Genomic DNA, 20031 nt, shown 5'->3' with positions numbered 1-20031 from the left:
CGAGGTAATCCTGCGAGCTTTCGAGATCTACCCTCGCTTGACATATTTTTATATTTCTAGAATTATCGAAATATGGATATGTCAAAGACTCGCGATTCTGATCTGGACCTTGCCCGCGCTGCGTCGACCTTTGCCGCGTTGGGGTCCGAACAACGTCTTGCCGTCCTGAGGGTTCTGGTGCGCGCCGGGCCCGCGGGCCTGTCGATTGGGGATTTGGGTGAGCGCTCGGGTGTGACCGGCTCTACGCTGACCCACCATATGAAGATCCTCGCCGCTGCCGGACTGGTGCGACAAGTGCGGGATGGACGTCGGATCATCTGCATCGCGGCGGCCTATGGAGAAATGGAAATTCTGTCCCGGTTCTTACTGAACGAATGCTGCGCAGACGCTGCGCTCCCACACGAGGCACATGGCAATGGCTGATGTTTCCCATGCCCACGAACCACGCTGGAGGATAGACCGCGTCTGGCTTGCGGTCGTCTTGATCCCGCTGGTGGTTGCGGTTTTCGATCCTGAACAGGCGAAGGAGACCGTGCGCTTCGCGCTGGGCGCGCTGGGCCACACCGCGTGGTTCATCGGGTTTGCCGTTCTGGCCGTCGGGTACCTGAAGGCCAGCGGATCGGAGGCGATTCTCGCGAAGGCGTTCGAAGGCCGCGAAATGCGCATGATCGTGATGGCGGCCCTTCTGGGCGGGTTGTCTCCTTTCTGCTCCTGCGAGGTCATCCCCTTTATAGCGGCACTCCTGGCCGTCGGCGCGCCTCTTTCGGCTGTGATGGCCTTCTGGCTTGCATCGCCGCTTATGGACCCGGCCATGTTCCTGATCACTGCCGGCACGCTTGGTATGTCCTTCGCCGTCGCCAAGACAGCCGCCGCCGTGGGGTTGGGCCTGTTGGGCGGCGCCACGGTTTATCTTTTTGCCCGGACGCCGGTATTCGTCGATCCGCTGAGGCCAAAGGAAACCAAGAAAAGCTGCTGCGGTTGCGGGCCGTCGCCCTTCAAGGGTACGCCGGTCTGGCGCTTCTGGCACGAGGCGCCGCGGCGCGAGGTGTTCAGGGATACCGTTCTCGAGAATGCGCTGTTTCTGGGCAAGTGGCTTGCGGTGGCCTACATGGTCGAGGCGCTGATGCTGGCGTATGTCCCTGCCGAGATGATCGCATCCGTTCTGGGCGGCCAGGGCTTCTGGCCGGTTCTGATGGGCGCGCTGGTTGGAGCGCCGGCCTATCTGAACGGCTATGCCGCCGTTCCGCTGGTCGATGCGTTGCTGGCCCAGGGCATGGCGCCCGGCGCGGCAATGTCCTTCATGCTGGCCGGAGGCGTCAGTTGCATTCCCGCCGCCATTGCTGTGTGGGCGCTGGTCAAACCGCGCGTCTTTGCGGCCTATCTCGGCATAGCGATGGCAGGGTCGCTGATCGCAGGCCTGGCCTGGGGCTTGCTGGCGACCTGAGAGTGTTCGGGTTCTTGTCGCTTGCTCGCGGGTGGTCTATCCCGGCCTGAACCGGGAGTGTCAGCCTACGATGTATCGCGTCTGGAACTTCGTAACCAATTACTCGCTGCTTTTGATTATCGGTGCCTTGCTGGCACTGATATGGGCCAATTCTGACCCGCATGGCTATCACCACTTCGTCGAGTACCCGCTTTGGTTCAATGACTGGGTAGGCGTAGATGCGAAGGCATGGATCGCTTCCTATGGGGAAGATTTCCACACCGGCGATACGGCCAGCCGGCTTAGGGTGCTGACCGCACATTTCCTCGTGAATGATATCCTGATGGCGTTCTTTTTCGCCATTGCCGCCAAGGAAGTCTGGGAAGCGGTCATTCTGAAGAACGGGAGTCTGCGCGGCAGGAAGGCGGCCACGCCGCTCTTCGCGACAGCCGGGGGGATGCTGGGACCGGTGACCGTCTACCTTGGTCTCGCGACGCTGCTTGGCTCGGATGTCTACGACGCAGCGGCCAATGGCTGGGCCATTCCCACGGCCACGGACATCGCCTTCAGCTATCTGGTCGGACGCATCGTTTTCGGAGCGGGGCACCCCGCCGTGCGGTTCCTGTTGTTGCTGGCCATCGCGGATGATGCTGCCGGCCTCATTATCCTTGCGATCTTCTACCCCTCGGGTGCCCTGGCGTTGGAATGGCTGATGCTGTCGCTGGGCGCGGCCATTGGCGTGTTCGTTCTTTTCAACTGGCTTCCGAGGACTTTGGACCGGGGCGACCAGTTGCGCCGCAAATCGACCTGGGTCCGCAATCACCTGAGTTTCTGGCCCTACCTGATCGCGGCCTGCCTGAGCTGGTACGGATTTCAGGAAAGCGGCCTGCACCCGGCGCTTGGTCTTCTGCCAATCGTTCCCACGATCCCGCATGCCGACCGCGCTTTCGGCATATTCAGTGAAGCCGAACAGTACCTGACAGATCTTCTGAACCATATCGAGCACCTGCTGAAACATCCCGTCGAAATCATCCTCTTCTTCTTCGGGATGATGAATGCGGGCGTCGAGTTCTCCGCCATAGGTGCTCCGACGTGGCTGGTTTTTGCGGGGCTCATCATTGGCAAGCCGACCGGTATCCTGTTGTTCGGCTGGTTCGCAGCGGGACCTTTGAAATTGGGACTGCCGCGTGGAATGCGGATGATCGACCTTCTCGTGATCGGCTGCGTTGCCGCGATCGGCTTCACGGTCTCGCTTTTCATTGCGTCTGTCGCTTTCGAGCCTGGTCCAGTGCAGGATGCAGCGAAGATGGGGGCGCTTTTCAGTTTCGCCGCGGCGATCATCTCAATCGTTGCAGGCAGGCTGTGCCGTGTTGAAAAAAGATACGGCTAGAGCGGCGGGAAACACCGAACTCGGCGCATTCCCGCCCTTTTGGTCACACCTCGTGGGCGTCGCATCGCCAGCGGTTGATTGTTTGTTGAAGAAGTCTTGGCACTCTGGCCATATTATTGACAAAAGAATGTCGAAAGACCGACAGGCCAAAGCTGTGCGAAACAGCATAGTGCCATTGAGCAGGACGAATGATCGAGTTCAGGAACGTCAGCAAGTCCTTTTGGACAGGCGAACGTCGCAAGGTCATCCTTGACCGGGCGACCTTTCGCGTCGAGCCCGGGAATTCTCTTGGCATCCTTGCGCCCAACGGGACCGGCAAGACGACCCTTGTGAACATGATGGCGGGTCTTGAGCAGCCCGATGAGGGCGAGATCATCCGCCGCTCGCGCATTTCATTCCCGCTGGGATTCATGGGCGGCATCGTCAACAAGCTGTCGGCAATGGAAAACTGCCGCTTCATCGCGCGTTTGTACGGCAAGGACCCGGACTATCTCGAGGCGTTCTGCCGCTGGGTATGCGGGCTTGAAGAATATTTCGACATGCCCGTCGGAACCTACAGCGCCGGCATGCGCGCGCGGTTTTCGTTCGCGCTCCTGCTTGCGCTGGATTTCGATATCTACCTGATCGACGAGGGCATGCCCTCGACCACGGATGCCGAGTTCAACAAGAAGGCCGGCCACATCCTTGCCGAGCGGCTCAAGACCGCAACGGTCGTAATCGTATCCCATCAGGCAAGTACGCTTGAGAAATTCTGTCGTTCCGCAGCCGTTCTCAGGAACGGTCAACTGCATATGTTCGACACGCTGGAAGAGGCGAAAGAACTCTATGACTATGAAGCCCAAAGCGCGTAAATTCCGAATTCGCCGGAACTCCGAGGCTGCGTCCGATGGCGGCGACACGCCATTTTCCGGTACAGATGACGGTTTCGGCGATGTCGCCTTCCCTGGTTCGGCCAAGGCGGAAAGGGCAGGGGCCGACAGTGTCGGTGGATCGCAGGATATCTCCGAAATCCGGCGCGAGGGGCTGACCGGCCGCCAGTTGCGCATGGCCCGGCGATTGGCCCAGAAGCAGGGGCTCAGCCCCAGTTCGGATTTCGACGCCGTGCGTCAGCTTCGGGCAAGGGGGATAGATCCTTTCGACCGGTCGCATTTGCTGGAACTCGTCGTCGCCAAGCCGGACGAAGAAGAGGTCGCCAACAAGACCGAGGCTGCCGCCGAAGGAACGGTACGGGCAGGTGTCCCGCAGAAGGTGGAACCAGCGAAAGTGCCGGGACCGGCCATGAAACCGCAGCCTGCGGGGGTGAACGACATAGAGCGTATCCAGCAGGACATTGCGCGCCGCCGCCGCCGCAAGCTCTTGTTCCTTTCGGCGCGGTTGGGGGCTTTCGTGCTGCTGCCAACCTTGCTGGCTTTCTTCTACTTTGCCTTCATGGCGACGTCGATTTTCGCCACGAAATCGGAATTCGTCGTTCAGCAGGCCGAAGCGCAGGCATCCGGCGCCGCAGGTTTGCTGGGTGGCACATCATTGGCAACCAGCCAGGATTCCATCATGGTGCAGGATTTCCTGACCTCGCGCGAAGCAATGCTGCGGCTGGATGCGGATCACGGCTATCTGGAACATTTTTCTGATCCGTCGATCGACGCTCTTCAAAGACTGCCTGCCGATGCCTCGAACGAGACGGTGTACAGCCATTTCCAGGACAACGTGAAGATCGGCTACGATCCGACCGAGGGCGTGATCAGGATGGAAGTGTCCGCCCTCTCGCCCGAGATGTCGCGGACATTCTCCGAGGCGCTGATCGGCTATGCCGAGGAGCGCGTCGACCAGGTGACCGAGCGGAAGAGGGGCGACCAGATGCGGGGCGCCCGCGAAAGCTTCGAGGAAGCCGAGGCGAAGATGATCGCGGCACAGGAAAAGGTGCTTACACTGCAGGAGCGGCTTGGCGTCATCGATCCTGCGTCCGAGACCACCGGGATCATGAGCCAAATCAACCAGTTCGAAGTGCAACTGGCTGAAAAGCGGCTTCAACTCCAGCAGCTTCTGGACAACGCCCAGCCGAACCAGGCGCGGGTCGCCGGAACCGAGGGCGACATCGCGCGCCTGGAAGCATTGGTTGCCGACCTTCGTTCCCAGTTGACCAAGGAAAGCGGACGCGACAGTTCGCTTGCCTCGATCAGCGCGCAGCTTCGGATGGCCGAAGTAGATCTGGAAACCCGCACCATGATGATGCAGGAGACTCTGCAGCAGATGGAGGCCGCCCGGATCGAGGCGAATCGCCAGGTGCGCTACCTCGCGGTGCATGTGGCGCCGATACCGCCGGACGAACCGACGTATCCCAGGGTCTTCGAAAACACGCTGATCGCCTTCCTGATCTTCGGAGCGATCTACCTTCTGGCGTCGGTCACGGTATCGATTCTGCGTGAACAGGTCTCAAGCTGACAGGCCTCTTTGAATTCGCTCTCGCCGGATGTCGTTTTTTCGCTCCGGCGGGGCTTGCACCGTCAAGCCACTCTGAGTAAGAAACGCCAGCCTGTTGGGGTGTAGCCAAGTGGTAAGGCAGCGGTTTTTGGTACCGTGTACCGTAGGTTCGAATCCTACCACCCCAGCCAGGCAGGCACCTTCTCCCAGATACAGTTTGGCGTGATGGAAGTTCTCCCGACTTTCCGGGGCCTTAGGCGCTGGGCGGATGGTTTGTTGCGTCTCTGAGAGCCGGTTTTCAAGGGCAGAATGGTCCCAGTCTCTGTTCCGCTTTGTTCCGGTAGCAGGTTTGGATGTCGAGCTGGCGCTTGTCAGCGCAGCGAGTCGAAGAGTTGCCGCTGGGCGGTCCACTTGGACGGGATGCCTTCCTTGATCAGCAGGTCTGACGTGAGCGACGGAGGCTGACGCCCATCGAGGATCTTGCCGGTCAGGTCGGGCGCCAGGAATGCGAGATCGACTAGCTGCATGACGCGCCGCTTCGATGTCCCGGCACGCTCGGCGACGTCGGCAAAACTGGCCCCGGCGCGAAGCTCCGCGAACCAGGCATGCGCGAGCGCGACGTTCCGGATCAGGGTGTCGTCGCGTCGGGAGGAGGGATTGTCGATGATCAGCTTGGTCTCGACGCCGCGCCGACGTTGTTGGAATGGGGTCTGGAAGATAAGGGTTTTGGGATCGATAGAAGTGCGATCGACACCCGCCCAATGGCTTATCGCGTCTGCATCCAAAGAGATCGTAAGCTGAGCCTGTGCCAGATCGATGCGCTGAATCAAACCGAGCAAAGTCCTTGCGCTCTCGATGGTCGCTTCATCCTCAAACGGGGCATGCGTCATTGATGCGCTGTCTTGATCTTGTGTCAGGTCCGCCCGCCACTTGGGATCGCGAAGGCAATCGCTGACCTTGGCGGCAACAAGGTCTTCGAGCTGTGGGGCGGGCAACCGCCATCCGTTTCGCTGTTTCTCACCCGACTTTTGGACCAGCCGGTTCGAGACGTAGTACCTGAGCCGCTTGCCCGCGGAGGTCTTCGTATGGGTTGGCGTAAGCCGGTCCCCGGTTTCATCGAAGAGCTTTCCGGCAAGAGGCGATGTCACGGCATGGCGTCGATCGATACCACCCCGACCACTGCGCCTTCGTGCAGCCTTGTCCTTGAGCTCGCGCTGAACAGCGTCCCAGGTCTTGGGATCGATGATCGGGGGATGCTGCCCGTCATAGACCCGCGTCCGATGTCTGATCCGTCCGGCATAGACTGGGTTCGTCAGGATGTGATGGATATGGCCCCGGTCGAAGAGACCGCCGCCACTTCGCCGACCATCCGGCGCAATCCGTCTCCGTGTCCGGAGCCCAAGGCGCTCGGCCTCGTCCCGGACAGCTCTGACGGTGCCGAGCTTCCGGTAGAGGTCGTAGATCATCCGGATTGTCTCGGCTTCGGGTTCCAGAACTCTCAGTGTCCGACCGTCGGGCTCGTAGCCCATGGGGACATTGCCGCCCATCCAGAGCCCCTTCTTCTTCGAGGCGGCAATCTTGTCCCTGATCCGTTCGGCCGTGACCTCACGTTCGAACTGGGCAAAGCTCAGGAGCATGTTGAGCGTCAGACGCCCCATGCTGGTGGCTGTATTGAAAGACTGGGTCACTGAGACAAAGGACGCACCGGCGGCATCGAGCCGGTCGACGATCCTGGCGAAGTCCGCGAGGGACCGGGTGAGCCGGTCGATCTTGTAGACCACAATCCGGTCGACACGGCCGTCGTCTACCGCATCCAACAATCGCTGCAGGGCAGGGCGGTCGAGGGTGCCGCCCGAGAGCCCGCCATCATCGTAGGCCTCTTCCAGAAGCACCCAACCCTCTGCCTTCTGGCTGTGGATATAGGCTGCACAAGCCTCGCGTTGCGCATGGAGCGAGTTGAACTCCTGCTCCAACCCATCCTCGGAACTCTTCCTTGTATAGATGGCACAGCGGATCTTCTGCATCAGCCAGTACCACCGCTCCGTGCCTTCAATCCGAAGAACCGTGGTCCGGACCAGTTCGTGCCCGTGATCCGCCGGGCGATAGCGGTGAGCGAGGCGAAGTCCCGACCATCGAACCAGAAGCCGTCAGGCGTGACCTCGACATGATACACCCGGCCGTTCCACTCGCGGGCCAGCATGCTGCCGGGCGAGAGCGTGGGAGATGAGGTGCTAACTCGTCCACCGCCTACTTCAATACTCCGCAGGCGCCGCTTCAATGGGGCTGGATAGCCGCCTGCACCCTCGCATTGCCGATGCCAGGCCAGGGCCTTCTCCATCAACCTGCGGGACAGGTACTTGTCCGGGGGCGTTCCAAAAGCGGCCCTCCATTCTTCTCGTAGCCTCTGCAGGTCTGACTGATCTGTCGTGGTTGTGGTCATGACGGCACTCTCCCTTCTCCTATGCCGAAGGCGGCGACGCGACGCGCGCGGCCGCTACTGACGCAACCCCGGACAGGCCGGGGCGGGAGAAAGGGTCAGGTCAGTGACGCTCGGACAGCGCCGGAAGTCCAGTCGGCTCGGCGACGAAATGCGAGGCAGTCTCGGTGGGAGATATGTGGGGTCGAACGTCCGCTTAGCGCGGAGAAAAGGACATCTGAGCAAATCGGTCAGATGACGGCTCGGAGCCCTTTCCAGAAGTGACCCACCAGAAGCCCTCGCAAATGCAGCATGAACACCTCTGAGCCTGAGCGCTGTGGCTCAGAAGGAAAAGCGGTCATCCGTGACCGATGCAGCGAGATCTCAGACCTCAAGGTCCGGGTTGCGGACATAGCTGACGTTGCTCGAACAAATTCAGTTCGTTCCTGGCTCCAGACTTGTAGCGACGGGCTCGACAAGAAGCGTATTCGTGTTCTCGCCCTAGAAGGATATCGGCCGCTACCCATCTGAATGGATGCCGCTGGTTCACAATGAGGTCATCGTCGGCAGATGTCTGCCGCTATTGGCATTACCATTCGCATTCCGGGAACGCGGCGGGTATTCCTCATATGGAACAAACGGGGAGGTTGAGGTTGTGGCGGCGACGGTGATTCAAGAGGATTTGACTATCCAAGGCGACCTGGTGGCCAAAGAAGGGGATATTTCCATCAGCGGCAAAGTTACGGGTGATATTAACGCCAGAACCGTAAAGATCCTCGCTCGAGGAAGCGTCAAGGGTGGAGTTAGCGCAGAAGAGGTCACGATTGCAGGACGTCTGGAGGGAAGCGTGAAATGCAAGGCGCTTGCCTTGGAAGAAAAGTCTGACGTGAAGGCTGACGTGACCGCTGGCTCCATGACAATGAGCTCCGGAGCCACGATTAGTGGGCGCGTGGAAGCTAAGGGTGGCTAAAGCATAGCTACGGCGTAGATGCCACGAAACCCGCAAGTTGTCCGGGGGCCACCTAACGCGATTTGTTAAACTTGCAGATCATTTGGATGGCTCGAAAGTTCGCACAGCAACTAGGCGGCGGCAGGCGTCCCACTGGAATCGTGAGGCAAGAGAGCGCCTGGCTCTGTTTCTTCAAAATCAAAACACCAGGTTCATTACCAACAGCGACACAACTAGAAAGAGCACGGTCATAATGCCGCCGCTCTTGATGAAATCCGTAACTTTATAACCAGCGGGCCCCATGATGAGCGCATTGACCTGGTGCGTGGGGATCAGAAACGAATTCGACGTTGAGATTGCGACAGTGAGCGCAAAAATCGCTGGATCACCACCGGCTGCGATTGCAATAGACACTGCGAGAGGAACCAGCAAAACTGTTGCACCCACATTTGACATAATGAGCGTAAAAACCGTGGCGAGGACCGCCAGACCTGCCTGTAAAGACCAAACGGGCCAACCGTCCAGTAACAGTAGGATCTGTTGCGCAATCCAGGCGGCAGTGCCTGAAGTTTGAACCGCTTGCCCTAGTGGAATCAGGCTGGCCAGAAGAAAAACCGTGCTCCAACTTACCGCCTCGTAGGCTTCGTCGATATCGAGCACTCGTGTCAAAACCATGCCTGCCGCACCGGTCAGAAGGCATAGTGAAAGCCGCAGATCGGTGAGCATTATAAGAGAGAGTGAAACCACGAAGAAAAACAAGGCCCAGCCTACCTTCTTTGGGCGTAGCTCCTCTTGCGGGAAATCTGTTGTCACAACCACAAAATCGCGATTTCGGCTAAGTCTAGTCAGCGCCTCCCAAGTCGTGAGAATTACCAACGTATCTCCTGCGCGAAACGGCACCTCTGCGATTTGGGTTGGCTGATGGTCTTCAGTCGAGACGAGGCTGAGGGTTTCCTCGCCGCGATGAATGGCGAGCATGCTCGCCCCATAAGTTGTGCGGAAGACCACATCGTGCGCACATTTCCCAATCAGCGAGGAGCCGGGGGGTATGACCACTTCGGCGACACCGGATTTCGTAGGGGCATAGTCCTCGGCAAAGACATCCAGCTTGTCATGTAGTGTGAAACCCGCATCCTCGACCATGTTGCGGACTTCCTTTTCGCGACCAAGAACAGCCAGCCGGCAGGGCGGGGTGATTTTTGTCTGGATAACCGGGGCGAACCATGTCTTCCCGTGATAGGCGCTGCCGATGATGTAGACATGATAGCGCTGAATCACGTCATCGAAGGATTGACCCTCCACCGCATGCCCTTCGGGTATAGTGACCTCGAAGATATCGGTCTTGAGCCCATAGATTTTCTTCAGATACTCTTTCATTGGTTGGCCGCTGGTCGCGTCCCCGTCCTTCTGCTCGCCTGGCAGAACCCAGCGGCCGAAGATCACAAAGTATAGAATACCGGTGACAACGAGCGCTACGCCGATGGGAGTTACCGAAAAAAGTCCGAAAGAACCCATCTGAGCCTCCTCTGGAAGCGACTGGTTTGCCGTGAGAATCAGGTCGTTTAGGAGGATCAGTGGGGAGGAGCCGACCATTGTCATCGTTCCACCCAAGATGGCGCAAAAGCCCATCGGCATCAGGAGACGACTGAGTGGCAATTCGGTACGGACAGAAATTCGGCTAACCACCGGCAGGAAAAGAGCTGCCGCGCCGACATTCTGCATGAAAGAAGAAATGATGCCGACGGTCCCGGAGATGATCGGCACAACCCGCGCCTCTGAGCTTCCTCCGTGCTGCAGGATCAGGGCCGCGACTTTACTCATCAGGCCGGTCTTATCTAATCCGGCTCCGATAATCATCACTGCTATGATCGAGACGACTGCATTTGACGCGAGGCCATTGAACAACTGGCTTACATCGGCCAGCGAGCCGAGCCCCGGCAACTGGCTCAGAAGACCCAGCAAGACCATGACGAGGATGGCCGCAAAGTCGATGCGAACAACTTCTGAAACGAACAGTATCACCGTCAATGCAAGAAGGCCTAGAACGACCGCCGTCGGATAAGTCAAAGCGATAGACTCCACTGCCCTTGCCCCCATTCTGGCCGTCTGCGGATAGACTTCTCTCCGTAGCGGCACGCATCGATTCAGTAGGACCGGCACATTGCTCCAATGACGGTCCATTCGGATTGTAGCGACTTTTTCACTCAGTCGCCCGATTTTCCTGAATGGGACGCAGGTCAGCGTGTGGGCAGTGCCGAAGCCATGCATAAAAACATCTTTGTGTGAGCGGGGAGCAAGTGCGATTGTATTCGCTGCACGAAATTGGAGGCTGATCAGATAATTTGCCTTCGAGGTGCGGTAATTGAGCAGTTTCAACCTGGCATCCATTCCGAGCCGAAAGCAGTCATCTAGGCTCGTGGTGCCTATGATCGGTTCTTGAACCTGCTGAACCAGTGTCCCGACCGCCTGACTCCTTCTGGAAAGGGGGTAGACACCAGGCGGTCGAGACTGCCCCCAGCAATATCCAGCCAACTCTCCTCAAAATTGACTTTCAAACGATGGCAGCGCCGCAGCATAACACTGATTTGCAGCACCGGACCGCTGCACTAGCCGTCTGGGTAGAATTCTGTACCAATGCGTCTTTGGAATACTGAATCATATGTGGTGCGAACAAGACTCGATTGCACCCAACATGAGGCCCCGTAGTTTCATCCCTTGGCGGGTCTCTTTTCATTTATCGGCGCCAATGCCCCGACCACTCAAGGTTATGACTGTGGGAGTGAGCAGCCGGGATAGCCCCCACGAGACTGAATTGAGGCTTCAAATCGTGGCAGCACCGAAGCATAGCACAATTTGCATGAACTTGACACGAGCAGGCGGCGGACAAAAGAAACCCCGACACCAAAAGGGAAAGCATCGGGGCCAGTTGCGATTGGGACGAGGTAAAACCGGAGACCTCACTCATTACTACCCCTCCTTCATATGGAGGAGGCAGAATGTCACTTTGATGCAGGTCAATCAGCGGTCTTTGTCTGTGTAGTTGATTGTCCTCGGTGATGACTATCAGAACTCATCAAGCGACATATCGAACCATCCAATTTCAATCCCGTTTCGGTCACGGATTTCGCCCAAGGCCTCACCTGCCTCAATGCGCTCGGCTAACAGGCATAGTTGCCTTGCTGCCTGTTCGCGCAGCGTTGCTTCACTGAGTCCATTGAGCGACATTTCGATGGAGAACTGAGCACCAATCGTTGCTGCCTTTACCGCCGATGGAGTGTTCATTTTCGTGCCCTCATTTGCCAAGCCCTGTGTAAGTTCCGACTAGGAGATGCTATGTATGCCGAGGAAAACTTCTAATTGATGCGGCGAAAACGACCACTTGGTTCGAAATCCGAATTGCCCGGAGAAATTCGGCCATACCAAAAGCGCTGCGAAGGCTGCCTATTTGGTCGATGTCCCGCCGCAGATGTGGGAAAGGCTTTAAACGCCTTTAGCTAGTTGGCTCCGCACAACGTACGCTCATGGGATGTCTCGACTCTTCTAAACAGCCGATGACGGCTTGGTCCCGATGAGAGGTCATCGACCGGTCTCAGCCCAGCGTCAGCTCCCGACAAGATTGGATACTAGAAACGCCCTTAGGCGGCGATTTTCGCTAATTTTCAGCTCAATCCACTTGGCTCAACTGCACCTTCGACCGTTGAACCTCCAAATCAGGAATGTCACCCCATGCCTCCGTCAGAAACTTTCTAATCTGAACAAATGAACCATAGGAGACGGGCGTCTTTGACCAGCGCTTTATTCTGTTGCCGTCGCTTCGTGTTTCAGGAACCTCAAGAACAAAGAGATGCCGTTGCTGCCCGTCCCCTGAAGCCGGAGTAAACCTCGCTTCCAAAACATCCTCTTCATCTTTCTCGGTTTGCCACCCCACGCTTGACTTTGGCTCAAGTTCAATTTCATCGGCCAACACCGACCACGCTGTTGTCATTTCCCCGGCAATGTCGGGTCTCAACCGTACGATACCTTCTGCTGAAATGGGCAGATTGCCCCTTCGAAGAAGGTCGAGGGTTAGGCGTTCAGATAGTTTCTGCATAATGTTCCCCTTAGGTCAGAAACACTCTTCGCATGTTCTATTCGGTCAATAAAGACATAGGGACTGGAAGGGCGGCTTTGTCCGCCAAGCGGTCGTTTGCTGGATTCGACTGAGCGACCGCTTCAAGCGCTCATTCTCTTACGCCGCGCTTGGCACCAATGGCCGCCTATCCGATCAGTCGGTCAACCGTCTTAGGAATGCAATCTGAGCTTCCGAGGCGGCCTCAAATTCCTCGCTTGGATGCCAAAGTAATCCGAAATGCCCACCCGGTATCTCTAAGAATTCTTTTTCGCCCGGAATGAGGTCGAAAACGGCTCTCTGCGCCTCGATGTTGCAATGCACCATTTCGTCATCGGTCCCGATCATCATCTGAACCGGCATGTTGAGATAGGGCGCCGTCACGAACGGACTGCACGGAACCGGCGTATCGGGGATTATGCGCGTTGCCCGGTTTTCCCAACCGCTGCCGTGACGCCCGCCATGTTCGATGAACCAGCGGTAGGCCTGAATAGGTGTTAAAAGAGATGGGTTGTTGATCTGATCGGACGAAACCACGGGGAGCGGTCCAGTGGTTTGCTCTGGACCGCCTGTCACATCTCCGTCGTGAAAGATTTCCTTCAATGTCATGAAAGCGGTCTGATCGAAACTGCGCTCCGGGATTGATGGGCCGCACACTGGTACCTGCGCAACAATTCCCGAGATATCCTCGATCACTGCTCCCGCGACCAAAGCCAGACCAGCGGAGAAGCTATCGCCCCAAAGTATGATCCGGCGATTTTCCCCTTTACTTCGTAAAAATCCAACGGCATCGCGGTAGCCTCGCGTCTGGATCCAAGGATTGATCTCTTGGCGTGGTTCGCCACCGCTTCGCCCAAGATTCCGATGATCGTAGAGCAGAACATCGTAACCCGCGTCGAAGACCCTCTCGGCGTAGATGTTTATCGCCATAGTGATCGTCGCGGTGGTGCCATGTGTCATCACGACGATCGGGCGGCTATTGTCACGATGCGAATAGAGACGGCCCCGCAACTCCGCTCCTTCGGAATGAAACTCTACATTGCTGTACATCTGCTCTCCGGGTCCAACAGTTCCAGGTTATCGAGCGAAGTTCGTTCTCGCAAAAGCCTTATAGCAGCAGCCGTCCACCTCTATCGGTCGAAGACCCGCATCGTGCGCGATCCTGCTAACGTGGGTACCGCAGGCCAAAGGCCGCTTCTCGCCACAGCTGACGTTCAGAGCCAGCGCATTGATCGACGACCCCGAGCCCAGCGTAGACATGCCGATTTCGGCTTGTTGCAGAAATCCATTGCAGAGACCGCATCCTGCTTCAGGTGCACCGTTCGGCTAATTGCGCCATGTGCTCGGTGGAGGAGCCACAGCACCCTCCAAGGTAGCAAATCCCGACTTCCTCATGCAAAGCAAAAACGTTCCGACCAAATTCTTCAGGTGCTTCGGTATCGATCTCTTGAAGCCCATTGAGTTCTTCAGGTGTTTTCGCGGAAGTGTTCGCATCAATGCCGAGCACTCTCTGTGCCGCATGTGGATTGCGCTCTCGGATCACGGACATAGCCGCGGCAAAGACCGACGTATGAACACAGTTGATGTTATAACTCGCTGGCGGTCGCTTAACGGCGTCATCGATATCGACTATGGCGTGGTCGAGAGGCGTACCATCAAGGAGTGTGCCGTCTCGCCTGATCACGAAACTCATGACGTAAGGTATGTCGGTCTCTGCAAGAAGCCGAGCTATCCCACGGGCCTCAGCGAAGGCCGGCAAGGTCTGTACTTTGAATAGATCAACGCCACCGTCGACCAATCCTTCAATCTGAGGCGCGTGGAAGGCACGTGCGGCCTCTTCGTCTGGCGCTTCCTCAGGTTTATAGCCGTCTCCTGCAGGACCGGTGATACCAGCAATTAGGATTGGCGTGCTGTCACTGCCATAGGACGTACTTAGCCCTTTCATGAAGTCGCAGGCATCTTCGTTTACTGGCTTGCCTGCAAACCTTGAACGGGCAATTCGTTCAGCGCTGGCCCGCCAGGTCGGCGTCCCAGCAACCATCGGCAGCTTCTGGCGTTGGCCAATGTCCAGGTACTCGCGGTGCGTCGCTGCTAGGACTTCTCGGCCATTATCGTCGTAGAGCATCCCGGCATAGGCGATGAACGGATCAAACGTATCCGACGCTCCCCGCCTCAGACGTTCGTACATTGAGCCCTCGCCAAGAATGATTGGATACCGGTCCAGGAATGCGCGTGTCATAAAGCTGCCCTCCGCCATGTACGGCGACGAGGATATCGGAAAAGGTGAGCCGACCAAAACGCTCTTTGATCCGTTCCTCGACCGGGAGACCACCACACGCTTCGAGAGTGCACGAGTGTCTCCTTCGTCCGCTTTTCTGCCGTTAAGCGAATTCGGATGATTGGCCGCTTGGAGCCCAAGGCGGACCGTTAGCTATTCTGCCAGAAACGCAATCAGCGTTTCCATAAACTGATCCCAAACCGGTGTATCTGGAAGCGGGAGATGATTTGCCGTCTCCAATGTGATCAGCTCCGCATCGCGAATACCAGCGGCAAGTTTCTGAGCTTCCGAGAGCGGGTGGATGCCGTCTTTTCGGCCGTGAAATATCAAGGTTGGGCAAGTAATGCGCGCTAAGAGTGGCTCTATAGAAGCGTCGTTGATAGCGTCCCGCAACTTCAGCATGTGCTCTTTGTCGACCGCGCTCTGCATAAGTCGAACAAAGTCTTTGACCGTGTCAAACGGGCCTTCGGGGAAGTAAGATGCCAAGACCGCGGTCGCGAAAGAGCTCTCCGGCTCGTCCCATCCATTTGCCATCAATTCTCTAATGACGTCAGCTCGCGGGTTTACCTGACGGCGGGAGCGCCCATCAACATATCCGCCGATAATGGCGAGTTTCTTGATCCGGTCCGGGAAGTTCGCAGCAATGTGCGCCGCTGGCAAAACACCGCCAGAAGTCGAGTAAATCGAAAAGCGGTCAATGCCTGCCGCGTCTGCAACTCGGATGGCATCCCGCGCCATCCGGGAAAAATCCGTCTCAATTGTCTGCCGCTCCGACATTCCGGAGCCGACCGGATCGAACCGCAACACGGAAAATCGTTCTGCAACAGTGTCGAAGAAAGCCCGTCCGCCAGGAAGCTTCCATTCCATCTCCAGATTTGCTGCGCCTGAGAGACGACAATAGAGAACAGGTGGGCCACTGCCGGTTATCGCATAGGCAATACTATGCCCTTCTTCACTGCGAGCGTAACGCACCCTTTGCGTTTCTTCATGGAACGCGTGCTTGACGGCGCGACCTTGGCGAAGCGCCGGCTCATCTTCGCCGGGGGTCTCGACGCATTGGACAGTCGCCACCAATCGGACTCCGCGACGGGCAACAGTCCGAATTACGGACTGGGTCTTGCCGCTATCCCCCAACGCAGCACGGGCCGACGCGAGACATGCAGAGATTGCTGAATCCGAAACGATACGCCCATTCCAGATCTCCTCTACCAATCGATCCCTAGTGATGAGCTGGCCCGCGTTCTGGACCAGTAGCAGAATGAGATCGAACACAAGCGGCTCAACCGTGACCAGTGTGCCGTCGTTTGTCAGCTCGTGCTGAGCTTCGTCGAGTTCGAATCCTGCAAATCGGTAGCGCATGAAACAAATATTTACGCCGCGCTGCCGGGGAAGGTCAAAGAAACACAAGACGAAGACAGGAAGTTCCTCAGGTGCTCCTCAAGCGCATGTGGACAACATCCTCCAGGCTGCATGCATGCAACCAAGGAGACATTGAATGCTCACGCTAGAAACGCCGGACGTAAACCAGTCATCGTTCTTTGACGCCTTCCGCCAAGCCGTACGTCAATTGACTTCCGTGAGAGCCAAATCACTTACTCGCAAGGTTTCCGATCTCGAGGCAAACATGCTCTGCGAGAAACATGCTGAAGACCTGCGTGCACGTGTCGATCACCTGCGGCTGTACTATGGCGCCGGACTCTAGAATAACGTCGTTCTAAGGGCTCGACGCACCGTCAGTCTTTGGCAACCCTGCGAATGGCAGAAGACCAATAGGCGATTTCGAAGATAGGCGGCATAGTCCGGCGATCGGTAGAATCGGCACCGCCCGGCTGACATTTAAAGATGATCGCACGATGTCTCTTTCGAACTTAAAACGAACCAATCGGGCATTTGTCCAGGGCATGTCCTACGGATAAGGAGACCGCCCGACGTCATCGGCAAACCCACCATAGAGTTCGGGATTCTTGCGTGCTCCGTCGATTAGACGCTGCGCTATAAGTCGAATGAGAAAGTGTCCAAACTCGGGATGCTGCTGGTAGACGGTCATGAAATTCCTCTCATTGATTTTCATGATGCGGCACTGCCCCTTGCAAATGGCAGAGGTCGTTCGTGCCTTAGCGCTGGTGAAATAGGCCATCTCTCCAAAGATTGTTCCGCTGGATAACGTTTCACCTAACTCCGGCAGAAATACTTCGCCGGACTCTAGGTAATAGACATGATCTGGGCTGTCGCCTCTTTCGAATATGGTTTCTCCGTCCTCGAAGGTTGCAGGCTTCAAAAATGGCTTTAAGGCATCGATCGGGTGTTCTGCTTGGCCGTACTTTCTCATCCGTTTCATGCCTGAAAGGATCTCTCGGAGCCGATACAGATTGAGCGGCAGGAGCAAGGCATGCAGGGCGAGCATTGGGTAGACTGGCGTCAGTGCGCCATAAGTCATGAACGCTATGTTGGCCGCCAAGGCAATGCATCGAAGCGACAGCATGTTGCGCATCGAATAAGCGCTAAGCGTAAAAACTGCGCCAAGCCAACCGATTATTTCTAGGTATTCCATCTAGAAGCCGTCCCCCCGACCCGCGATTGCCCCAATTCCGTTGCCCCTGTTTGAGCTTTCCGTCTAACGTAGAGATATTCGGACTACGTCAATGGCGACGGCAAGCAAATAGAGCGGCTGAGTCCGAGCTGAGGGGGGCCAATATGTCGAAACGCGTCTCTAAAGAGGAGCGCAGATACGCGTTAGAGAGCGGGCCTCCAAAAAATGCAGTCCAGACTCCTGTTTTGCGAGACACTCTGATGCGACAGGTCTTGGAAGTAAAAGGCCTGCCTTACCAATCGGGACATTCCCCAAGACAAGTTCTCGCAACGCTTGGCTCGCCAAACTTTTCTGGGCGGGAACTCGCAATACACAAATCAGCAAACGAGAGAATCGTCGGTCAATGAGCGGGATTGATCAGGTCTGGATCCTGTTGTGTGCGGCCCTTGTTTTTATGATGCAAGCTGGCTTCATGTGTGTCGAAGCTGGGATTACGCGAACAAAGAACAATATTAGCGTCGCCATAAAAAACATCAGCGATTTCTCAATCTCGGTGCTGCTCTACTGGGCGGTTGGTTATGGCCTTATGTACGGAAGCAGCGTGTCGGGGCTGTTCGGCTCTTCGGAATTTGCATTCGGGAAGCTCGGCGAAACTGATGCCTATGTTTATTTCATTTTCCAAGCGATGTTCTGCGGCACTGCTGCAACCATCTTGTCAGGTGCAGTGGCCGAGCGGTGCGCTTTTCACGCCTATCTCGTGATCACTGCAATTACGGTGACTTTTATTTATCCCGTTTTCGGCCACTGGGCGTGGGCGACTGACACTGCTGGTGATCCTGTCGGGTGGCTCGGCATAGCAGGATTCCACGACTTTGCGGGTGCGGGTGTCGTTCACGCTGTTGGCGGAGGAGTGGCGCTCGCGGCGATTCTCGTTCTTGGGCCTAGGGAGGGTCGGTTTTTGGAGACGGGGCAGCCGCGTCGATTCAATGGCTCCAATTTGCCTCTAACGATGCTCGGTGTTTTTTTGATTTGGTTTGGATGGTTCGGATTCAATGGGGGAAGTGCGTTGGGATTCACATCCCAAGTACCGGCACTACTACTGAATACGTTGATCAGCGGAGCATCCGGTGTCCTTTTTGGCCTCGGCGTCTCTTGGATTTTTGAACGAAAGCCCAGCGTATTTTTCGGCATGAACGGGGGACTTGGTGGACTGGTCGCAATTACTGCGGGTTGCGATCTTTTTGGTCCTCGCGAAGCTGTCTTGATCGGCGCCGTGGGTGGCCTAGTAGTCTTTTTCGGTGATCGGGCCCTCGAACGATTGAAGATCGACGATGTCGTCGGCGCAGTATCAGTGCATTTCCTCGCCGGTCTGTGGGGATTACTTGCTGTGGGATTGTTTGGGGCCGATTCTCTGGGGACAAGTGCAGGGTCGCAACTGGGCATTCAGATTGTGGGGATTATCACGATTTGCCTTTTCTCGGCATTGGGTGGATTCATATTGCTCCACATTCTCAATCGCGTCTTGCCCCTTAGAGTCACACAGCATGTGGAAACGATTGGCCTGAACGTCGGCGAGCATGGGGCGAACACGGACCTGAACGAGTTGTTCGAAGTCATGCAGAGACAGGCACGCGACCGGGATCTTTCGGCCCGCGCGCCCCAGTCACCTTTCACTGAAGTTGGACAGATCGGCCTGTTTTATAATTCAGTGCTGTTTGAACTCGAGCGCTCTTTCTCGAGGGCGCAGCAGCAACAGATCGAACTCGCCGATCTGCTTGAGCAAAAAAACACACTCTTGGAAAGTATCCTACCGAAGAGAATTGCCGCGCGAATGAACGACGGCAGCAGCCAGATTGTTGATCAGATCACGGATGCCACGGTTGTTTTTGTCGACATCGTCGATTTCACTGAATACGCGGGCAGCGTGCCACCTGAAGATTCAATTGCTCTTTTGCGTGACCTTTTCGGCAAATTCGACGAAGTCATAACGGATTATGATCTGGAAAAGATCAAGACCGTCGGGGACAGCTATATGTATGTCTCGGGTGTGACCAACGAACAGAGCGATCACTGCGCCATTGCTGTCGACGCAGCCATCGAGATTTTGTTTCAAACACGACAAATGGGCCTCGGTATGGGGCGCGAGTTAAATGTTCGAATTGGTATACACAGCGGACCACTCGTAGCTGGCGTCGTGGGCGACCTGCGTTTCGTCTACGACCTTTGGGGCATGACAGTGAATATGGCATCACGGATCGAGGAGGCTGGCGTGCCTGGTAAGATCAGTGCAAGTCAAGCGGTCGTTGATCGAATTGGCGGGGAGTTCATTCATGAACGGCAGAGTCGGGTTCGTCTGAAGGGGATCGGGCCGACGATTATCTACTCTATCGAAGGGCGAAGAACAGAGCTCAAAAAAACAAAGAGAGGATTCTCTCGCTTTCTGAAATCGGATCAAGAAATTTAGGCGCCGTTAGAAGAATGTAGGGATTTATGAGAGAATGACCCTCCAATTTGCAGGT

17 protein-coding genes and 1 tRNA gene are annotated in these 20031 nt (G+C 56.6%); 9 read left to right on the top strand and 9 right to left on the bottom strand.

Annotated elements, in window-relative coordinates:
• Window positions 1-78 precede the first annotated feature (78 nt).
• The 6 genes from ACKLNI_RS05325 to ACKLNI_RS05300 all read left to right on the top strand — a co-directional run bounded on the left by ACKLNI_RS05325 (window position 79) and on the right by ACKLNI_RS05300 (window position 5422).
• Window positions 79-423, top strand: a complete 345-nt coding sequence (locus ACKLNI_RS05325; RefSeq protein ID WP_413718069.1) for an ArsR/SmtB family transcription factor — start codon at window positions 79-81, stop codon at window positions 421-423.
• Entirely contained in the window at window positions 416-1444 is a 1029-nt protein-coding gene (locus tag ACKLNI_RS05320) for a permease (protein ID WP_413718006.1), read from the top strand. The genes ACKLNI_RS05325 and ACKLNI_RS05320 overlap by 8 nt, the downstream gene beginning before the upstream one ends.
• A 70-nt stretch (window positions 1445-1514) precedes the next feature.
• Window positions 1515-2813, top strand: coding sequence for a Na+/H+ antiporter NhaA (locus ACKLNI_RS05315; RefSeq protein ID WP_413718068.1), 1299 nt, complete (start codon window positions 1515-1517; stop codon window positions 2811-2813).
• Window positions 2814-3001: 188 nt separating this feature from the next.
• Entirely contained in the window at window positions 3002-3664 is a 663-nt protein-coding gene (locus ACKLNI_RS05310) for an ABC transporter ATP-binding protein (RefSeq protein ID WP_413718005.1), read from the top strand.
• Complete coding sequence (locus ACKLNI_RS05305) at window positions 3639-5252, top strand: KpsE/RkpR family capsule polysaccharide export protein (RefSeq protein ID WP_413718004.1); 1614 nt, start codon at window positions 3639-3641, stop codon at window positions 5250-5252. Before ACKLNI_RS05310 ends, ACKLNI_RS05305 begins: the two co-directional genes overlap by 26 nt.
• Before the next feature lie 95 nt (window positions 5253-5347).
• Window positions 5348-5422: transfer RNA gene (locus ACKLNI_RS05300), tRNA-Gln, on the top strand.
• A gap of 180 nt (window positions 5423-5602) precedes the next feature.
• Here the strand turns inward: ACKLNI_RS05300 and ACKLNI_RS05295 are convergent.
• Together ACKLNI_RS05295 and ACKLNI_RS05290 are read right to left on the bottom strand one after the other, a co-directional pair.
• A complete protein-coding gene (locus ACKLNI_RS05295; protein ID WP_413718003.1) occupies window positions 5603-7255 on the bottom strand; it encodes a recombinase family protein in 1653 nt (550 codons plus the stop codon).
• Window positions 7255-7671 (bottom strand): DUF2924 domain-containing protein, encoded by a 417-nt coding sequence (locus tag ACKLNI_RS05290; RefSeq protein WP_413718002.1) that lies wholly within the window; start codon window positions 7669-7671, stop codon window positions 7255-7257. Before ACKLNI_RS05290 ends, ACKLNI_RS05295 begins: the two co-directional genes overlap by 1 nt.
• A 511-nt stretch (window positions 7672-8182) precedes the next feature.
• Here ACKLNI_RS05290 and ACKLNI_RS05285 point away from each other — a divergent pair.
• Entirely contained in the window at window positions 8183-8617 is a 435-nt protein-coding gene (locus tag ACKLNI_RS05285) for a bactofilin family protein (RefSeq protein ID WP_413718001.1), read from the top strand.
• A gap of 177 nt (window positions 8618-8794) precedes the next feature.
• On the opposite strand, the gene ACKLNI_RS05280 is transcribed toward ACKLNI_RS05285, so the two are convergent.
• From ACKLNI_RS05280 to ACKLNI_RS05255, 6 genes are all read right to left on the bottom strand, one after another.
• The gene (locus ACKLNI_RS05280; RefSeq protein ID WP_413718067.1) at window positions 8795-10678 is read right to left on the bottom strand and encodes an SLC13 family permease; all 1884 of its coding nucleotides are present in this window, start codon (window positions 10676-10678) and stop codon (window positions 8795-8797) included.
• A gap of 981 nt (window positions 10679-11659) precedes the next feature.
• Window positions 11660-11878, bottom strand: a complete 219-nt coding sequence (locus tag ACKLNI_RS05275) for a hypothetical protein (RefSeq protein ID WP_413718000.1) — start codon at window positions 11876-11878, stop codon at window positions 11660-11662.
• 382 nt (window positions 11879-12260) lie between these two features.
• Window positions 12261-12686: a hypothetical protein gene (locus ACKLNI_RS05270; protein ID WP_413717999.1), complete on the bottom strand. Its 426-nt coding sequence runs from the start codon at window positions 12684-12686 to the stop codon at window positions 12261-12263.
• A gap of 174 nt (window positions 12687-12860) precedes the next feature.
• The gene (locus tag ACKLNI_RS05265; protein ID WP_413717998.1) at window positions 12861-13754 is read right to left on the bottom strand and encodes an alpha/beta hydrolase; all 894 of its coding nucleotides are present in this window, start codon (window positions 13752-13754) and stop codon (window positions 12861-12863) included.
• Window positions 13755-14013: 259 nt separating this feature from the next.
• Window positions 14014-14943, bottom strand: coding sequence for a homocysteine S-methyltransferase family protein (locus ACKLNI_RS05260; protein ID WP_413717997.1), 930 nt, complete (start codon window positions 14941-14943; stop codon window positions 14014-14016).
• 192 nt (window positions 14944-15135) lie between these two features.
• A complete protein-coding gene (locus tag ACKLNI_RS05255; RefSeq protein ID WP_413717996.1) occupies window positions 15136-16341 on the bottom strand; it encodes an alpha/beta hydrolase in 1206 nt (401 codons plus the stop codon).
• Between the two features lie 136 nt (window positions 16342-16477).
• Here ACKLNI_RS05255 and ACKLNI_RS05250 point away from each other — a divergent pair, with 136 nt between their 5' ends.
• Window positions 16478-16684, top strand: a complete 207-nt coding sequence (locus tag ACKLNI_RS05250) for an OTU domain-containing protein (RefSeq protein WP_413717995.1) — start codon at window positions 16478-16480, stop codon at window positions 16682-16684.
• 204 nt (window positions 16685-16888) lie between these two features.
• Here the strand turns inward: ACKLNI_RS05250 and ACKLNI_RS05245 are convergent, their stop codons facing one another.
• Window positions 16889-17533 (bottom strand): Crp/Fnr family transcriptional regulator, encoded by a 645-nt coding sequence (locus ACKLNI_RS05245; protein ID WP_413717994.1) that lies wholly within the window; start codon window positions 17531-17533, stop codon window positions 16889-16891.
• A gap of 382 nt (window positions 17534-17915) precedes the next feature.
• Between ACKLNI_RS05245 and amt the strand changes: the two genes are divergently transcribed.
• A complete protein-coding gene (amt, locus tag ACKLNI_RS05240; protein ID WP_413717993.1) occupies window positions 17916-19976 on the top strand; it encodes an ammonium transporter in 2061 nt (686 codons plus the stop codon).
• Window positions 19977-20031: the final 55 nt, after the last annotated feature.

The organism is Silicimonas lutimaris (genome assembly GCF_047314965.1).
Taxonomy (GTDB): Bacteria; Pseudomonadota; Alphaproteobacteria; order Rhodobacterales; family Rhodobacteraceae; genus JAVJUV01.
The sequence above is the reverse complement of the archived record's forward strand: the minus strand, read 5'-3'. Positions and strand labels throughout refer to the sequence as shown.